Annotated in this window: 17 protein-coding genes; 7 read left to right on the plus strand and 10 right to left on the minus strand. The window is 60.2% G+C overall.

Going from position 1 to position 14,938, the window contains the following annotated elements:
* Positions 1 to 112 precede the first annotated feature (112 nt).
* Positions 113 to 832 (minus strand): Bax inhibitor-1/YccA family protein, encoded by a 720-nt coding sequence (locus tag RIB87_RS05470; RefSeq protein ID WP_350144348.1) that lies wholly within the window; start codon positions 830 to 832, stop codon positions 113 to 115.
* Positions 833 to 938: 106 nt separating this feature from the next.
* Here RIB87_RS05470 and RIB87_RS05475 point away from each other — a divergent pair, with 106 nt between their 5' ends.
* Entirely contained in the window at positions 939 to 1,373 is a 435-nt protein-coding gene (locus tag RIB87_RS05475; RefSeq protein WP_350144350.1) for a PaaI family thioesterase, read from the plus strand.
* 85 nt (positions 1,374 to 1,458) lie between these two features.
* Here the strand turns inward: RIB87_RS05475 and RIB87_RS05480 are convergent, their stop codons facing one another.
* Together RIB87_RS05480 and RIB87_RS05485 are read right to left on the minus strand one after the other, a co-directional pair.
* Positions 1,459 to 4,071, minus strand: coding sequence for an ABC transporter permease (locus RIB87_RS05480; protein WP_350144352.1), 2,613 nt, complete (start codon positions 4,069 to 4,071; stop codon positions 1,459 to 1,461).
* On the minus strand, positions 4,068 to 4,817 hold the full coding sequence (locus RIB87_RS05485; protein ID WP_350144354.1) for an ABC transporter ATP-binding protein: 750 nt from the start codon (positions 4,815 to 4,817) through the stop codon (positions 4,068 to 4,070). Before RIB87_RS05485 ends, RIB87_RS05480 begins: the two co-directional genes overlap by 4 nt.
* Before the next feature lie 202 nt (positions 4,818 to 5,019).
* Here RIB87_RS05485 and RIB87_RS05490 point away from each other — a divergent pair, with 202 nt between their 5' ends.
* From RIB87_RS05490 to thpR, 3 genes are all read left to right on the plus strand, one after another.
* On the plus strand, positions 5,020 to 5,637 hold the full coding sequence (locus RIB87_RS05490) for an arylesterase (protein WP_350145577.1): 618 nt from the start codon (positions 5,020 to 5,022) through the stop codon (positions 5,635 to 5,637).
* A 112-nt stretch (positions 5,638 to 5,749) separates the two neighbouring features.
* Positions 5,750 to 6,790, plus strand: a complete 1,041-nt coding sequence (locus RIB87_RS05495) for an NADP(H)-dependent aldo-keto reductase (protein WP_350145579.1) — start codon at positions 5,750 to 5,752, stop codon at positions 6,788 to 6,790.
* A gap of 214 nt (positions 6,791 to 7,004) precedes the next feature.
* Positions 7,005 to 7,544, plus strand: coding sequence for an RNA 2',3'-cyclic phosphodiesterase (gene thpR, locus RIB87_RS05500; protein ID WP_350144356.1), 540 nt, complete (start codon positions 7,005 to 7,007; stop codon positions 7,542 to 7,544).
* Positions 7,545 to 7,549: 5 nt separating this feature from the next.
* On the opposite strand, the gene RIB87_RS05505 is transcribed toward thpR, so the two are convergent.
* Entirely contained in the window at positions 7,550 to 7,966 is a 417-nt protein-coding gene (locus RIB87_RS05505) for a metallopeptidase family protein (RefSeq protein ID WP_350144358.1), read from the minus strand.
* A gap of 87 nt (positions 7,967 to 8,053) precedes the next feature.
* Between RIB87_RS05505 and RIB87_RS05510 the strand changes: the two genes are divergently transcribed.
* Together RIB87_RS05510 and RIB87_RS05515 are read left to right on the plus strand one after the other, a co-directional pair.
* Positions 8,054 to 8,344: a 4a-hydroxytetrahydrobiopterin dehydratase gene (locus tag RIB87_RS05510; RefSeq protein ID WP_350144360.1), complete on the plus strand. Its 291-nt coding sequence runs from the start codon at positions 8,054 to 8,056 to the stop codon at positions 8,342 to 8,344.
* A 120-nt stretch (positions 8,345 to 8,464) separates the two neighbouring features.
* Positions 8,465 to 9,031: a MarR family winged helix-turn-helix transcriptional regulator gene (locus tag RIB87_RS05515; RefSeq protein WP_350144362.1), complete on the plus strand. Its 567-nt coding sequence runs from the start codon at positions 8,465 to 8,467 to the stop codon at positions 9,029 to 9,031.
* A gap of 57 nt (positions 9,032 to 9,088) precedes the next feature.
* Here RIB87_RS05515 and RIB87_RS05520 read toward each other — a convergent pair whose 3' ends face one another.
* A complete protein-coding gene (locus tag RIB87_RS05520) occupies positions 9,089 to 9,457 on the minus strand; it encodes a VOC family protein (RefSeq protein WP_350144364.1) in 369 nt (122 codons plus the stop codon).
* A 141-nt stretch (positions 9,458 to 9,598) separates the two neighbouring features.
* Positions 9,599 to 10,381, minus strand: coding sequence for an SDR family NAD(P)-dependent oxidoreductase (locus RIB87_RS05525; protein ID WP_350144366.1), 783 nt, complete (start codon positions 10,379 to 10,381; stop codon positions 9,599 to 9,601).
* A 224-nt stretch (positions 10,382 to 10,605) separates the two neighbouring features.
* Here RIB87_RS05525 and RIB87_RS05530 point away from each other — a divergent pair, with 224 nt between their 5' ends.
* Positions 10,606 to 11,010 carry a YkvA family protein gene (locus RIB87_RS05530; protein ID WP_350144368.1) on the plus strand — a complete coding sequence of 135 codons (405 nt, stop codon included), beginning with the start codon at positions 10,606 to 10,608 and terminating at the stop codon, positions 11,008 to 11,010.
* Positions 11,011 to 11,035: 25 nt separating this feature from the next.
* Here RIB87_RS05530 and RIB87_RS05535 read toward each other — a convergent pair whose 3' ends face one another.
* From RIB87_RS05535 to RIB87_RS05550, 4 genes are all read right to left on the minus strand, one after another.
* Positions 11,036 to 11,959 carry a DMT family transporter gene (locus RIB87_RS05535; RefSeq protein WP_350144370.1) on the minus strand — a complete coding sequence of 308 codons (924 nt, stop codon included), beginning with the start codon at positions 11,957 to 11,959 and terminating at the stop codon, positions 11,036 to 11,038.
* Positions 11,956 to 12,897 carry a DMT family transporter gene (locus tag RIB87_RS05540; protein WP_350144372.1) on the minus strand — a complete coding sequence of 314 codons (942 nt, stop codon included), beginning with the start codon at positions 12,895 to 12,897 and terminating at the stop codon, positions 11,956 to 11,958. Before RIB87_RS05540 ends, RIB87_RS05535 begins: the two co-directional genes overlap by 4 nt.
* Before the next feature lie 93 nt (positions 12,898 to 12,990).
* On the minus strand, positions 12,991 to 13,833 hold the full coding sequence (locus RIB87_RS05545) for a GDSL-type esterase/lipase family protein (RefSeq protein ID WP_350144374.1): 843 nt from the start codon (positions 13,831 to 13,833) through the stop codon (positions 12,991 to 12,993).
* Positions 13,820 to 14,821, minus strand: a complete 1,002-nt coding sequence (locus tag RIB87_RS05550; protein ID WP_350144376.1) for an NADPH:quinone oxidoreductase family protein — start codon at positions 14,819 to 14,821, stop codon at positions 13,820 to 13,822. The genes RIB87_RS05545 and RIB87_RS05550 overlap by 14 nt, the downstream gene beginning before the upstream one ends.
* Between the last annotated feature and the right edge of the window lie 117 nt (positions 14,822 to 14,938).

The raw sequence follows: 14,938 nt of genomic DNA on the forward strand, positions 1-14,938 counted from the left end.
GGCCATCAGCTTACCCCCAACGCCACCCGGCACAAGGCAGATGGCCGCACAAAAAAACCCCCGGACGCGCAATGCATCCGGGGGTTGATCTGTTTGCCGTTAGCGGCAAGCGCTATTCGCGGTTTCCAAACAACTGCATCAGCATAATGAACAGATTGATGAAGTCGAGGTACAGCCGCAGGGCACCCATGATGGCCTTGCGGCCTGAGACAGTGCCGTCGTCATTGACGTCATACATCTCTTTGATCTGCTGGGTGTCATAGGCGGTAAGGCCTGCGAACACGAGCACACCAATCACCGAGATGGCGAACTGAAGCGCCGATGAGGCGAGGAAAATGTTCACGATCATCGCGATGATGATGCCGATCAGGCCCATGAACAGGAACGAGCCCCAGCCGGAGATGTCGCGCTTGGTTGTGTAGCCCCACAGGCTGAGCGAACCGAACATGGCTGACGTGATCAGGAAGACCTGCACAACGCTTGCGCCAGTGAACGCCAGCAGAATGTAGGAGAGCGACAGGCCCATGAGGGCCGCAAAGGCCCAGAAGGAAATCTGCGCCGTGCCGACACTCATCTTGTGAATGCGGAACGACAAAAAGAACACCATGCCGAGCGGAGCAAGCATCACCACCCAGATCAGCGGTGTCTGCGCAATGGACATGTACAGCCCGCTTGCCGCGGCGAAATAGGCCACGACAGCAGACAGCAGCACGCCACCGGCCATATAGTTGTAAACCCGCAGCATGTAGCTGCGCAGGCCGGCGTCGATGTCAGCAGCGTGGGCTGCCGTCGCGCCTCGGCTACGAAGAACTTCGCTATCGTAGTCAGCCATGATGTGTTTGGTCCTCTACCTAGGGATCAGGGAATTATCAGCACATAATATCGGTTGGAATTGCGCCGTATTCAAGGCCAATCGGACACCTCAGAGGGCATTTTCGTTGACACTTCAAACACTTAAAATGGATGTGGTTACTCTCAACACGTTTTTGGACGGCGCATTCCCGCATTGGGGCGGTGACGGCGGCACCAGGGTTGTTGAGGCAACGCACACCGGCGTGATCTGCCGCCTGCCGTTCAATGAGGCTCAGCTACGCCCCGGCGGCACGGTCTCAGGCCCCACGCTTATGGGCCTTGCCGACGCCACCATGTACGCCGCCGTATTGTCACGCATCGGCCCGGTGGCGCTGGCCGTCACCACAAACCTCACCATCAACTTCATGCGCAAGCCGGAGCCGCGCGCCACGGTGGCGACGTGCCGACTGCTGAAACTGGGCAAGCGTCTGGCCGTCGGGGAAGTAGCGATTACGAGTGAAGGCGAAACGGATCTGGTGGCGCACGCCACCGTGACGTATTCGATTCCGCCGCACGGTTAAGACACACGGCAATGCATCAGCAAACCACTCTGGACCCCGGATCAGGTCCGGGGTGACACGGTATTTGGCGCTAACACTGCGACATCTACTCGGAGCGCAAAATCGGCGCGGCCTTGCGGCTGAGTGCTGACCATGTGCCCACAAGGCCAAAGCCCATGGTGATGACCGTGGCCCCGATAACCGTCACGCCCAGTGTCACCGGCAGGAAAATCCATTCCGCCTGCATCACCTGCGTAATAACCAGATAAGCCGCCAGCGTGCCCGCACTCGCCGCAATCACTGCGGTGCCGAACCCAAGCAGAGCATATTCCAGCGCATACGCCCCCAGCACACGGGCGCGCGTAGCGCCCAACACCTTGAGCACGACCGAGTCATACACCCGGTGCCTGTGACCGGCGGCCATGGCCCCCGCAAGCACCAGAATGCCCGCAATGATGGTGACAATGCTCGTGGCGCGCACCGCCAGCACCAGATCTTCCAGCAACGCTGAAATGGAGCTGATGGCTTCCTTCATGCGGATGGACGTGACGTTGGGAAACGCATCCGTCACCTCGCGCTGCAGCGCCAGTTCGCCTTGTTCTTCCATGGTCACCGTGGACAAAATCGTTTGCGGCGCATTGTCGAGAACGCCGGGCGAAAACACCAAAATGAAATTGATGCCGCCGGTCTGCCATGTCACGTCGCGCAATGATGCAATTTCAGCGGTGATCTCGCGCCCCAGAACATCAATGGTCAGCGTATCGCCAATGCCGATGCCCCATCCTTCAGCAAGGTCGCGGGTGAACGACACAAGTGGGGGCCCCGTATAATCTTCAGGCCACCACTCGCCTGCGGTTATTTCAGAACCGGCAGGTAGCGCTGCTGAATACGTGAAGCCACGGTCGCCACGCAGCGCCCATCGCGTGTCCGGCGTCGCCTCAACGTCGTTGGCGCTGACCCCGTTCACCGCAGTAATCGGTCCACGGATCATTGCCACCTGATTGACGTTTGTAACGCCCTGTGTGCGATCCAGAATATCGTTGAAGCCCGCAACCTGACCCTTTTGCAGATCCAGGAAAAAGAACGACGGCGCGCGCTCTGGAAGCTGCGTCGCCACCTGCCGGGTAATGTTGCCGTCAATCAGCGAGATCGACACCAGCAGCGTCAGCCCCAGACCAAGCGACAGCACCACGGAAGATGTGGGCGCGCCGGGCCGATAAAGGTTGGCAAGCGCAATGCGCAGCGACGGCATTTTGGGCCGCCCGACTTTTTTCGCCGCCCACATCAACGCTTCCGCCGTCAGCAGCAGCACACCAAAACTCAGCGCCGTGCCGACCAGAAACCACACCGCAAACATGCGCTGATAGTCTTCGGTCAGCGCAACAGCCAGTACCGCCAGCATGGCCAGCGCGCCCAGCGTCAGCACCACATAGAACGGGCGCGGCCAACGGCTGGCGGGCGCAACAATATCGCGGAACAAACCAGCAGCGGGAATATCGCGCGCCCGCGCCAAAGGCCACACGGCAAACGCAATGGCTGTGACGATGCCGTAAACGGCCGCGAGCACCAGCGGCCCCCAATGGACGGCAAACTCAGTGGGCACCGGCAGCAACTCAGCCAGCGACGCCTGCGCAATCATCGGCACCACGGCTCCGATCGCCAGACCGAACGCCACCCCCACCAGCGCAATCGCCATGACTTGCAAAAAATAAATCTGGAAAATCAGCCCGCCCGGTGCACCCAGACATTTGAAGGTCGCAATGACTTCGCGTTTCTTGTCGATGTAGCTCTTGATCGCATTGCCCACGCCAACACCGCCGACAATGAGCGCTGTCAGGCCAACGAGCGTCAAAAACAAAGCAACCTGCCCCACCGTGCGGCGAATGCCCGGTGCCGAGTTGGAACGATCACGAATGCGCCAACCTGACTCAGGCAGTGCGGCTTTTGTGTCCTCCACAAACTGCACCACCGCTTCGTTGGTTTGTTCGCCCGGCGGCAACCGCAACCGGTATTCGTAGTCCACCAGACTGCCGACGGTCACAAGGCCGGTTTCAGCCAGTGCCTCGTCTGAAATCATCACGCGGGGACCAAGCGCAAAGCCACCAGCCACACGGTCAGGCTCGTTGTCGATAGCAGAGCGGATAACAAACGTCTGTGTACCGACGGTCAGTTCATCACCGGCCTCAAGCTCCAGGCGCTCAAGCAGTACCGGCTCAACCACCGCGCCAAACGCGCCATCAGGACCACGCGCCAGCGCCTCATCCAGTGACTGCCCGGTGGCGAGTGTCACCTCGCCATAGAGCGGATAGGCATCATCCACCGCCTTTAGCTCAACCAGCGTGCGCTGCGTGTTTTTGACGGCCCGCCCCATGGCGCGCATGTCTGCGGTTTTGGAGAGCGCACCGCCGCGCGCCACAACAGCATCAAGCCATGCGCGTTCTTCTGCGTTGGTCTGGCGGTGCACAATCTCAAAGCCGACGTCCCCGCCCAGAATTGTCTGGCCTTCCTCGGCAAGCCCGCGCATCAGCGCCGACGACACCGAACCGACCGACGCAATAGCCGCAACGCCCAGCGTCAGACACGCCAGAAAAATCCGAAAACCCTTGAGGCCCGCGCGCAACTCGCGCGAGGCAATCCGCAGGGGCAGCGGCAACCTGCTGGGCGATGGTCCCGCTGCGGAGCGTGCAAGTGTTGATCGGGTTTCAGCAAGCTCGCTCACTGGGCGGCCCCTGCAAGCAGCTCAGTTTTGTCACGCGTGCCTTTGGTGGTTTTTTCCACCAGCCCGTCGCGCAGATGCACCACGTCGTCGCACAGTTCAGCCAGATGCATGTCGTGGGTAATCAGCACCAGCGTGGTGTCGCGCCGCGAATGCAGGTCAAACATCAAATCAATGATCGCATCACCCGTTGTACCATCCAGATTACCGGTGGGTTCGTCCGCCAGCAAAATGGCCGGATCCGGTGCTACGGCACGCGCCAGCGCCACGCGCTGCTGTTCGCCGCCGGACAACTGACCGGGATAATGGTCAAGCCGGTGCGCAAGGCCCACCGCCTTCAATTCTTCCGCCGCCACATCAAACGCATCCGCACGCCCGGCAAACTCAAGCGGAATGGCAACATTTTCCAGCGCCGTCATGGTCGGTACCAGATGGAAAGACTGAAACACGATACCTACGTTGTCGCGTCGAAACAGCGCCAGTTGGTCCTCGTTCATCTGTGTCAGTTCACGATTGGCCACTTTGATGCTGCCCGACGTCGGCTTTTCCAGCCCCGCCAGCACCATCAACAGCGTGGATTTGCCCGAACCCGACGGCCCCACAAGGCCCGCAGCCTTGCCTTGTGATACATCAAGGCCGATGCCACGTAGAATGTGAACCGGGCCTGCGGTGCTCGGCAGCGTAAGATGAACGTCGCTCAACGATATGATCGGATCAGATATGGACTTGCCTGCAGGTGCTTGGGTCACAAAAAACTTCCGGATATTTGGCCAGTCGTGGGGTGAGCCCGCGAGCGACAGGACGATGAGTGGCACTGCATATGGCAGTTCGCCCCCTCGATACAACCATATGACTAACGGTCAGGCAGCGGTGAAACCGTCGGCCCTTGCCTCGCAAACCCCGCGTTTCATTGTCTTTTCTACGCTGCTCACCGCCCTGTGGATCATCAGCATGGGCCTGATCAGCCCGGCTGGAGCCGAAGAAACCGCCGCGCCGGAACCCATAAAGGTGGTGGCCCTGGGCACCAGCCTCACCGCCGGATATGGCCTCGAACAGACGCAGGGCTTTGTACCGCAATTGCAAAAAGCGCTGGAAGACCAAGGGCTTAACGCCATCGTGGAGAATGCAGGCGTTTCCGGCGACACGTCTGCCGGTGGCCTCGCCCGCCTCGACTGGTCGCTGAACGAGGATGTGGACGCAGTCATTGTCGAGCTTGGCTCCAACGACGCCCTACGTGGCTTTGAGCCCCAACAAACCCGCGAGAACCTGACAGCCATACTCGAAGCCCTCACAGCGCGCGGCCTGCCAGTGCTGCTGACAGGCATGTTGGCACCGCCTAATCTGGGCGAGGAATATGGTGAGGAGTTTGCCTCGATCTATCCAGACCTTGCAGCGCAGTACGGCGTGTTGTTTTATCCGTTCTTTCTTGAAGGGGTGGCCGCCGAAGCGTCGCTCAATCAGGCAGACGGCATTCACCCCAATGCTGAGGGTGTGCAGGTGATTGTGGAGGCAATCACGCCTTATGCCGTGCAGCTTGTGGAGCACGCCCGCAACGATACGCCGTCCTGAACATTCCCGCCAACGCGCGCTCCAGGTAAGGGGACACGGAGCAGCGCGCTTACCCGCATTCACACACACATTTGCAATTTGACGATCGCGCTAAAGGAAGCAGTACATGGCTATGGACTATCGCCCGCTGGGAACAACCGACCTCAAGGTGTCATCAATCTGCCTGGGCACCATGACCTGGGGTGAACAGAACACTGAAGCGCAAGGCCATGAACAAATGGACTATGCGCTGGAGCGCGGCATCAATTTTTTCGACACCGCTGAAATGTATGCGGTGCCGCCCAAGCCTGAAACCCAGGGCTCGACGGAAACCATCATCGGCACCTGGTTCAAGGCCCGCGGCAACCGCGACAAGGTCATTCTGGCTACCAAGGTGGCAGGCCGTGCCCCGTTCCACTGGCTGCGCGACAAGCACGAGCAGACCGACCACACCGCTGAGCAGATTGAGGAAGCTGTCAACAAGAGCCTGAAACGTCTGCAGACAGACTATATCGACCTCTATCAACTGCACTGGCCTGACCGCCCCATCAACCTGTTCGGCGGCCTTGGCTACACCCACATCGACAAGGCCGGCACGCCGCTGGACGACATTCTGGAAACACTCGGCAAGCTGGTTAAGGCCGGCAAGGTGCGCCACGTGGGCCTCTCCAACGAAACGCCTTGGGGCACCATGAAGTTTCTTCAGTATGCAGAAGAACGCAACCTGCCGCGGATGCAGTCCATTCAAAATGCCTACAACCTTCTGAACCGCACGTTTGAGCAGGGCGGCTCTGAAATTGCCCACCGCGAAAAAGTAGGTCTGCTGGCCTATTCGCCACTGGCGCAGGGCTACCTCTCCGGCAAATACCGCAACGGTGCCAACCCCAAGGGCTCCCGCCGCGAACTGTTCAACCGCCTGCAGCGCTACGAAACGCCTGCTGCTGATCGCGCCATGGAAAGCTATTTCAAAATCGCCGAAAAGCACGGCATCGACCCGTCGCAGATGGCCCTGCAATACGTGACGCTCAAGCCGTTTGTGACGTCCAACATCATTGGCGCCACCACCATGGAGCAACTCAAGACCGACATCGACAGCGTGGACCTCACCATGAGTGACGAGCTGCTGGCCGAGATCGAAGCCGCACACCTGGAGCAGCCCAACCCCTGCCCGTAACGGCACACTTTAAGGCGGCCGGAACGCCAGGGTTGCAGTCCGGCCGCCCTGGGCCCCGCGGTCAAGCCGCGGGGAGGCAAGGGTTCTTTTGTTCTGTGCTTCCCCGCGGCTCGACCGCGGGGCCCAGAGCCACACACTCCCACCTTCAAGAACCCTTAGCCGAAGAACCCAAGGTGCCCTTCCGACAGAACAGCGATTGGGGTAAGCCTGCACGATGATCCGACTGTTCGCTGCCATCGCCATTCCCCATGCTACCAGCGTTGACCTTGCGATGCTGGCGGGCGGTGTGCCCGGCGCGCGGTGGGTGCCTGTTGAAAACATGCACATCACGTTGCGCTTCATCGGCGACGTGAACCCGCACATGGCCGAAGACGTGGCGTCGGCCATGTCGGCAATCTCAGCAAAACCCTTCGACATCACCCTCAACGGCATGGGCCAGTTCGGCGGCGAGCAGCCTCACTCGATCTTTGCCGCCGTCGCCCCCAACGAGCGTCTTGTCGCCCTTCACAAAAAGATAGACCGCGCCTGCCAGCAAATCGGCCTTGCGCCCGACACACGAAAATTCACACCGCACGTCACGCTGGCCCGCATGCGCTACGCGCCGCTACCAAAAGTGCAGGAGTTTGTGCAAACCCACAGCCTCTACCGCGCCAACCCGTTTACGGTGGACAGCTTCGGTCTGTATTCAAGCGAGCTGAGCCACACAGGCTCGATCTATCATCTCGAACAAAGCTATCGGCTGATCGCGGGCTAGTCCCATCACACAGAGTCGGCGGTCTCTTCCAGCATGTGCATGTCGTCGTCTGACAGGCCCATATGATGCCCAAGCTCATGCACCAGAACATGGCGCACAAGATGCCCCAGCGTCTCGTCATATTCGGCCCAGTAGTCCAGCATCGCGCGGCGATACAAAAACACCATCGTCACATCACCCCCCATGTCGCCGGTGGCACGGTAAGGCGACATGCCGCCCACATACAGCCCCATCAGGTCGAACGGGCTTTCAAGCTCCATGTCGCGCATCACGTCCGCATCGGGAAAATCCTCAACGCGGATCACCACGTCACTGCACAGCGAGCGAAACGTGTCGGGCAGCGCCTCAAAGGCTTCACGCGCCAACATCGTTATGTCGTCAAGGCCCGGTGCGCGCGCCTGTGTCCAGTCAGGTGTGGTCATGCCGCAATCATGGCCGGGGTTGATCCTGACGCCAAGCGGGTCAAATGTCACAAGCAACCCATCAAGCCCCCAGACAGGAGACCCGCCATGACCGCAAAACTGACCGGCGACGCCCGCACCAAAGCCCTTGCCACACTCACCGGCTGGAGCGAAGTGGACGACCGCGACGCCATCCGCCGGGAGTTCCGGTTCAAGGACTTCAGCGAGGCCTTCGCCTTCATGGCCCGTGCTGCCCTCAAGGCAGAAGCCATGGACCACCATCCCGAATGGTTCAATGTCTATAACAAGGTGGATGTGACGCTCACCACGCATGATGCGGACGGACTGAGCGACAAAGACATTGAGCTGGCAAAAGCAATGGAGCGCTTCGCGGCCTGATTAGCTGCGTCACCGGCCAAATTGTCAGCGCGGGTATTTGCCCTTCAAGTGCAGCCCGCACCGGAGTACGATCCCCCGCTTAGGCAAAAGTCCGCACGGGGTACTGGGGGAGAATGGCACTTGGCAAAGGGCGACGGCGACAAGAAGAAAACCGCAAAAGGCTCCAAAAAGCTGGTGAAGGCCGCGTCCCCCGCCAAAAATATGGGCCGTCGCGATCTGTCGCTGGCCGTAATGAACAGCGTGCCGTGGCTGTATTTCCGTTTGCAGGCGCAAAGCCAGAATCTGGGCACCGAGAACGCCCAGCGCGGCGGCGCATGGGGCATCCTGAACTCGGTCATCACCCAGGGGCCCCAAACAGTGCCGCAGCTTGCCCGCGCACGGCCCGTCTCGCGCCAGCACATTCAAAAGCTGGCCAACGAAATGGCGGCCGACGGACTTATCCAGTTTGTCGCCAACCCCGCCCATCGCCGCTCGCAGCTTATCGAGGCAACCCCTAAGGGGCTGGACGCCTATGCCCGCATGAACGCAAGTCTGGGCGAACTAGCCGACGCACTGGGCAAGGATTTTTCAAAGGAAGAACTTTTTGTGGCGGCCAGCGTGATTGAACGTATGCGCGCAAAGCTGGCAGACACCCAGGGCGGCGGTGGCGCCCCCGGTGCTTTGCCGCTTCCCCTCGCTGCGGAGTAAGCAGCAAAAAGGCCGCCCCGTGAGGAGCGGCCTTTTCATTCCGGATCAGGTCTGAGCCTAGCCCATGTGGAATGCGCAGATCTTGTTGCCGTCGAGATCACGGAAATAGGCACCGTAAAAACCGTTGCCCCGATCACCCGGCGCGCCTTCGTCCGCACTGCCCAATGACAGTGCTTTGGCGTGCATGGCATCAACGGCATCGCGGCTGCCCGCAGCCAGCGCCAACATGCTGCCGTTACCGATAGTTGCAGCCTTGCCGTCATGCGGCTTTGTGACCATCACCATGGCCCCGGCACCACCGCCATATATGCGCATACGGCCTTCGTCTTCCATCAGGGTCTTGCCGCCAATGTCTGCGAGCAGCGCGTCGTAATAGGCAAGCGCCTTTGGCAAATCATTGGTGCCGACAGATGCGTATCCAAGCATGAGTATATCCTCCCGAAAAGTGTTGTGCGGTGTATGTAGGGGCAAACGCTGCGCGATGCACTTACGTTTTTAGTAGGGCCAAAACAAAAAGGGCCGCCCGGAATGTCCGGACGACCCTTGCATGTGGAACAGCCGTGCGGCCTACCGCGGTGCCATGCGGATGGCACCGTCAAGGCGCACGCTTTCACCGTTGAAGTAGCCGTTCTCGATCATGGTTGTTGCAAGATGGGCATATTCGTCAGGTGCACCCAGACGTGCCGGGAACGGAACCTGCGCGCCAAGTGCCTGCCGCACCTTTTCAGGCGCACCAGCCAGCAGCGGCGTATCAAAGATACCTGGCAGAATGGTGTTGATGCGGATGGCTTCGCGGCTCAAATCACGCGCGATGGGCAAGGTCATGCCAACAACGCCTGCCTTGGACGCTGAATACGCCGCCTGGCCGATCTGGCCGTCCTGCGCGGCAACGGAAGCCGTGTTGATGATCGCACCACGATCACCGCCTTCCAGCGGATCAAGCGTCATCATGCCGGCTGCCGACTTGGCGATGCACCGGAACGTACCAACCAGGTTGATCTGGATAATCAGGTCAAAAAGATTGGTGGGGAAGGCTTTGATCTCGCCTGTTTCGCGGTCGCGGCTGGCGGTCTTAATTGCGTTGCCGGTGCCTGCGCAGTTTACCAGAATGCGCTCCTGGCCAATGGCGTCACGCGCCTTCGCAAAGGCTGCGTCAACCGCTGCTTCGTCGGTCACGTTGCATTCTGCAAACACGCCGCCAAGCTCCTTGGCCAGCGCTTCGCCTTTTTCAGCGTTGAGATCAAGCAGCGCTACCTTGACGCCTTTTCCAGCCAGCATACGGGCGGTTGCCTCGCCAAGACCGGATGCGCCGCCGGTGATGACGGCTGAAATTGAACTGTCGAGCTTCATGAAAAGCCTCCCTTGTTTACGTCCTGAAGTGATGTTTTGTGCAGCGTCTGAGCGCCCGTGATTGCGCGCGGGTGTACCACGAAGAACAGCCGGTGTCACAAGCACATGCGCGCCTTAAAGTGGCCCCGCTTTTGACGTAGGGGAACCTTGGGCGCATCGACATCACAACTTGCAGGGCGCATCTCAACACCCCATCTGGAAGTGACACAGATGCAAAGAAACCTATGACCGGCAACTCCACAGATGATGAGGCAGCAGCGCTCATCGAAGACCCGCGCATTCAGTTGCCGGTGGTTGCGCAGCGCAACGAGCGCGTGGCCCGCAAGGGTTTCTGGCGCAAGCTCGCCCGCGTCGCCGGCAAAATCCCCTTCGCAGAAGACGCAACCGCGGCCTACTACTGCGCCATAGACCCCGGCACCCCCATGCGCGTGCGGGCAACGCTGTTTGCCGCTATCACCTATTTCATTGTGCCCACAGACCTTGTGCCGGACGTGATTGCCGCCTTCGGCTTCACTGATGATGCAACTGTGCTCACCACAGCGATCGCCATTGTCGGCAGCCACATCAAGGATCACCACCGCACCCGCGCCAGACGCACTTTGCGGCAGGGCGATTTTGAAGATGCCTGAGCCAACCAGGCAGGCTTAGCTGGTTTTATGGCCCCTTACCTGCACCCCTCAGCGCCTTTGCCTCAATAGCCTCCCGCCGCGCAATATAGAGCGTGGTGGCTACGATGATGACGGCACCCGCAATGGTCAGCCAGTCCGGCACATCGCCAAAAATCACAAAGCCCGCAATCCCCGCAAACACCAGCCGCGAATAATCAAACGGCACAATGGCGGTGGCCTCACCCTCGCGGTAACCGCGAATAAAACAATTATGCGCGCCTGCGCCTGCGGCCCCCATAAGCATCAACAGCCCCAGTTCGTTCCAGGTTGGTTGCTGCCACACCAGCCACGCGGGAATGGCCGCAACACAGGTACCCACAACGCCTGTATAAAACATCAGTGTCACCGGCGCGTCTTTGGCAACGATCTTCACCAGAATGGTCGCCATCGCTACCAGTAACGCGCCACCCAGCGCCACAAGTGCCGCCGGATCAATCTCGACTGTTGGCCGCAGCATCACGAGCACGCCCAAAAACCCCACCAGCACAGCACCGATGCGGCGCGGGCCCGCGGGCTCCGACAAAATGAAATAGGCAAGCGGCACAACAAAAAGCGCCTTGGTAAAATTATAGGCCAGCGCATCCGCCAACGGCAGGTGAATGAGCGCGTAAAAGCCACACAGCATGGCCGACGAGCCGACAACGCCACGCACAAGCTGCAACACCGGATAATGCGTCTTGAACATGGCCGCACCACCACGGATCAAAAACGGCATGATAACAACAAGCCCGAACAGCAGCCGGAAGAACGCAACCTGAAAACTGTCGAGGCGCCCGCCCAGCGTCTTGGCCAGCACCGCCATCACCGTAAACAGTGTGGCCGACAGCAACAGCCACAATGCGCCGCGCACATTGGGTGCAAGAGCGAACCAGTATGCAGAGGCCCGCGCCTTTTGCTGTTGAACGGTCATGCGTCTTTTTTTGCCGCAGCCCTGGCCTTGGCCACCACCGCTTCACGTCGCGCAATGTACAGACTGGTGCCCGCAATAATGACAGCGCCCGCAATCGTATAAACATCCGGTACCGTGCCGAAAAACAAGAACCCGGCAACGCCTGCAAACAGCAGCCGCGTATAATCAATCGGTGCCATTGCCGTTGCTTCGCCCACACGGTAGGCACGCAAAAAGCAGTTATGCGCAATCGCGCCAACAATGCCCATGCCCAGCAACAGCAACCATTCATCCGTTGTCGGATCAACCCAGTTGAGCACCATAGGCACAATTGTCATGGCGCAGCCGAACACACCGGAAAACAGCATCATGGTCAGCGGGCTGTCTTTATCCGACACAAGCTTCACCAAAATGGCCGCACCCGCGATCAGCAGCGCGCCGAACAGCGCCACAAAGGCCGCAGGCTCAACTGAGCCCGTGGGCCGCAGCATCACCAGCACGCCGACAAAGCCGACAACTACCGCCGTGATACGCCGCCAGCCCGGCACCTCACGCAGGAACACGATTGCCAGCGGCACCATGAACAGCGCCTGCGCAAACTGAATGGCCTGCGCGTCTGCCAGCGGCAGATGAATGAACGCATAGACCATGCAGATCATCGCACCGCCGCCGATGATGCCGCGCAACGTCATAAGTCGGGTGTGCACGGGAATGAACCCGCCATCACGAATGAGCCACGGCATGATGAAGGCGGTCGCAAAAAACAGCCGGAAGAACGCCACCTGCATGGAGTCCAGCCGCGTGCCCAGAAACTTGGTCAGCACCGCCATGACGGTGAACGCCAGCATCGACAGCAGCAGCCACAGCGCCCCCCGGGTGTTGGGGGCCAGCGTCAGCCAGTAGGCAGCCGCGCGCGCGCGCCGCGCTTGCAGGACCGTTTGAGGAGGGCCGTCTGTCACGCACATGTTCCTGAAAGTTTGTGAACCCGCAATCTAGGTGCGGATACCCGCAGCCACAAGATGACTCGGAGTCATTTTTTTCGCGATCGCAGACTACGGAGCAGGGGCTGGCTGGGCAAACGGGTCGGTGACCGTTGGTGGCGCAGCACGGAAGCGGTCGCCCAGGTCAACCAGCAACCGCTGACGGATCGAACGCCCGATCGCGTCATACCCCGCTTCGTTGAACGTCAGACCGTCCCAGCGGTAAAGATCATTGTTGATGCGATTATCACTGCTGATCAGCAGCGGCGTCAGATCGATGAAGTGGACGCCGGGCGTTGCCTGCGCCAGCGCACGCAGTTGCGCATTGGCCTGCCTGAACACTGGCCAGCGCGCCGCCCGCATGGGGGCGGGCGTGATCGAAAGAATGTAAACCTGCGGTTCAGACTGCGCGCCGGTCACCTCATGACGCAGCACCGCGACCAGCTCTGCCATGTCGGCTTCCACCTGGTCGGGCGGTTTGCCGCCCACATCCGCCAGATCGTCGCCGCCCGCCGAAATCACCACTGCTGCGGGCTCATAGGGAAAAATGATGCGCGGGGCGAATGCCGTGACATGCGCCACATGTGCCCCGCCAAAGCCGCGATTGATGACCGGAAGCGGCGCCAGTGCCTGCGCCAGATCCTCGCGCATTTCGTCCCAGTGGCGAAACATGCCGCCCCCGGCAAAAACGATTGCGCCTTTGGCAGGCGGGTTTGAAATATCAGCGCGCTCAAACGCCGCTATATCGCCTGCCCAATAGTCAGCCTCGCCGGAGGCCAGCAGCACATAAACCAGAAAACCAAACAGCGCGAGAACCACCGCCGACACGATGGCGGCGACGCGGATTGCGCCGCGCCGCCAGCCCCGCGCATCGCGGTCCTCAAGCCTGTTCAGTATGTCTCTAGTCCGTGACAAGAACGATCTTGCCCTTCACTTTGCGTGCCGCCATATCGTTGAGCGCGGACGCTGCATCCGACAGGGCATAGGTCTTGGAAACATGCGGCTTGATCTTGCCGGCCTTGAACCAGTCCATCAGCTCGGCAAGGTTTTGCTTGTTGCGCTCAGGCTCGCGCGCCGTAAACGCACCCCAGAACACACCCACAATCTGGCAACCCTTGAGCAGCGCCAGATTGAGCGGCACCTTGGGAATGGGTCCGGAGGCAAAGCCGACAACCAGAAAACGCCCTTCCCAGTTTGTGGCGCGAATGGCGGGCTCGGAATAGTCACCCCCCACAGGGTCATAGACAACGTCAGCCCCCTGTCCGCCCGTCAGCTCCTTGATTTTTTCCGACAGCGCTTTTTGCTGGTCGCGATCAAGCGCGCCGGTAGGATAGACAAAGCCGTCATCGGCCCCATGATCCCTGGCAACCTGCACCTTGTCTTCCGAAGACGCCGCAGCAATCACCCGCGCACCCATGGCCTTGCCAAGCTCAACAGCGGCAAGACCCACACCACCGGCCGCACCCAGCACCAGCAGCGTTTCGCCGGGCTTGATCATGGCCCGGTCCTTGAGCGCATGATGCGACGTGCCATAGGTCATCAGGAAGGCGGACGCCGAAACGAAATCCATTTCGTCGGGAAACGGCGTGCAGCGCGCTTCTTCAAGCACAATCTCTTCAGCAAACCCGCCCCAGCCGCACGAGCCGATGACCCGATCACCAACCTTCAGCGTCTTGACGCCGGGGCCGACCTTATCCACAACGCCGGACACTTCGCCTCCGGGCGAAAACGGCAGCGGCGGCTTGAACTGATATTTGTTCTCGATGATGAGCACGTCAGGGAAGTTGACAGCAGCAGCCTTCACCGCGATGCGCACCTGACCTTCCCCCGGCTCCGGCGAGGCAACCTCTTCGAGAACCAGCGTTTCCGGCGGTCCGTATTCCTTACACAAAACAGCCTTCATGGCCTTGCTCCCTTAAGTTGTTTTTGGGCGACTGCACCTGCGTGCATCTTCGACACGGGATGTACCATGTAGACACAGTCAACGCCAAAGACATGACGCCGCAAAGACATGATGCCG

The sequence above is a fragment of the Pyruvatibacter sp. genome (assembly GCF_040219635.1).
Lineage (GTDB): Bacteria > Pseudomonadota > Alphaproteobacteria > CGMCC-115125 > CGMCC-115125 > Pyruvatibacter.

Bases quoted from the DNA above. Each gene is read 5' to 3' on its own strand.
- thpR (WP_350144356.1), top strand. From the start codon at position 7,005: ATGATCCGACTGTTCGCTGCCATCGCCATTCCCCATGCTACCAGCGTT.
- RIB87_RS05470 (WP_350144348.1), bottom strand. From the start codon at position 832: ATGGCTGACTACGATAGCGAAGTTCTTCGTAGCCGAGGCGCGACGGCA.
- RIB87_RS05495 (WP_350145579.1), top strand. From the start codon at position 5,750: ATGGACTATCGCCCGCTGGGAACAACCGACCTCAAGGTGTCATCAATC.
- RIB87_RS05505 (WP_350144358.1), bottom strand. From the start codon at position 7,966: ATGACCACACCTGACTGGACACAGGCGCGCGCACCGGGCCTTGACGAC.
- RIB87_RS05550 (WP_350144376.1), bottom strand. From the start codon at position 14,821: ATGAAGGCTGTTTTGTGTAAGGAATACGGACCGCCGGAAACGCTGGTT.
- RIB87_RS05530 (WP_350144368.1), top strand. From the start codon at position 10,606: ATGACCGGCAACTCCACAGATGATGAGGCAGCAGCGCTCATCGAAGAC.
- RIB87_RS05535 (WP_350144370.1), bottom strand. From the start codon at position 11,959: ATGACCGTTCAACAGCAAAAGGCGCGGGCCTCTGCATACTGGTTCGCT.
- RIB87_RS05490 (WP_350145577.1), top strand. From the start codon at position 5,020: ATGGGCCTGATCAGCCCGGCTGGAGCCGAAGAAACCGCCGCGCCGGAA.
- RIB87_RS05520 (WP_350144364.1), bottom strand. From the start codon at position 9,457: ATGCTTGGATACGCATCTGTCGGCACCAATGATTTGCCAAAGGCGCTT.
- RIB87_RS05525 (WP_350144366.1), bottom strand. From the start codon at position 10,381: ATGAAGCTCGACAGTTCAATTTCAGCCGTCATCACCGGCGGCGCATCC.
- RIB87_RS05510 (WP_350144360.1), top strand. From the start codon at position 8,054: ATGACCGCAAAACTGACCGGCGACGCCCGCACCAAAGCCCTTGCCACA.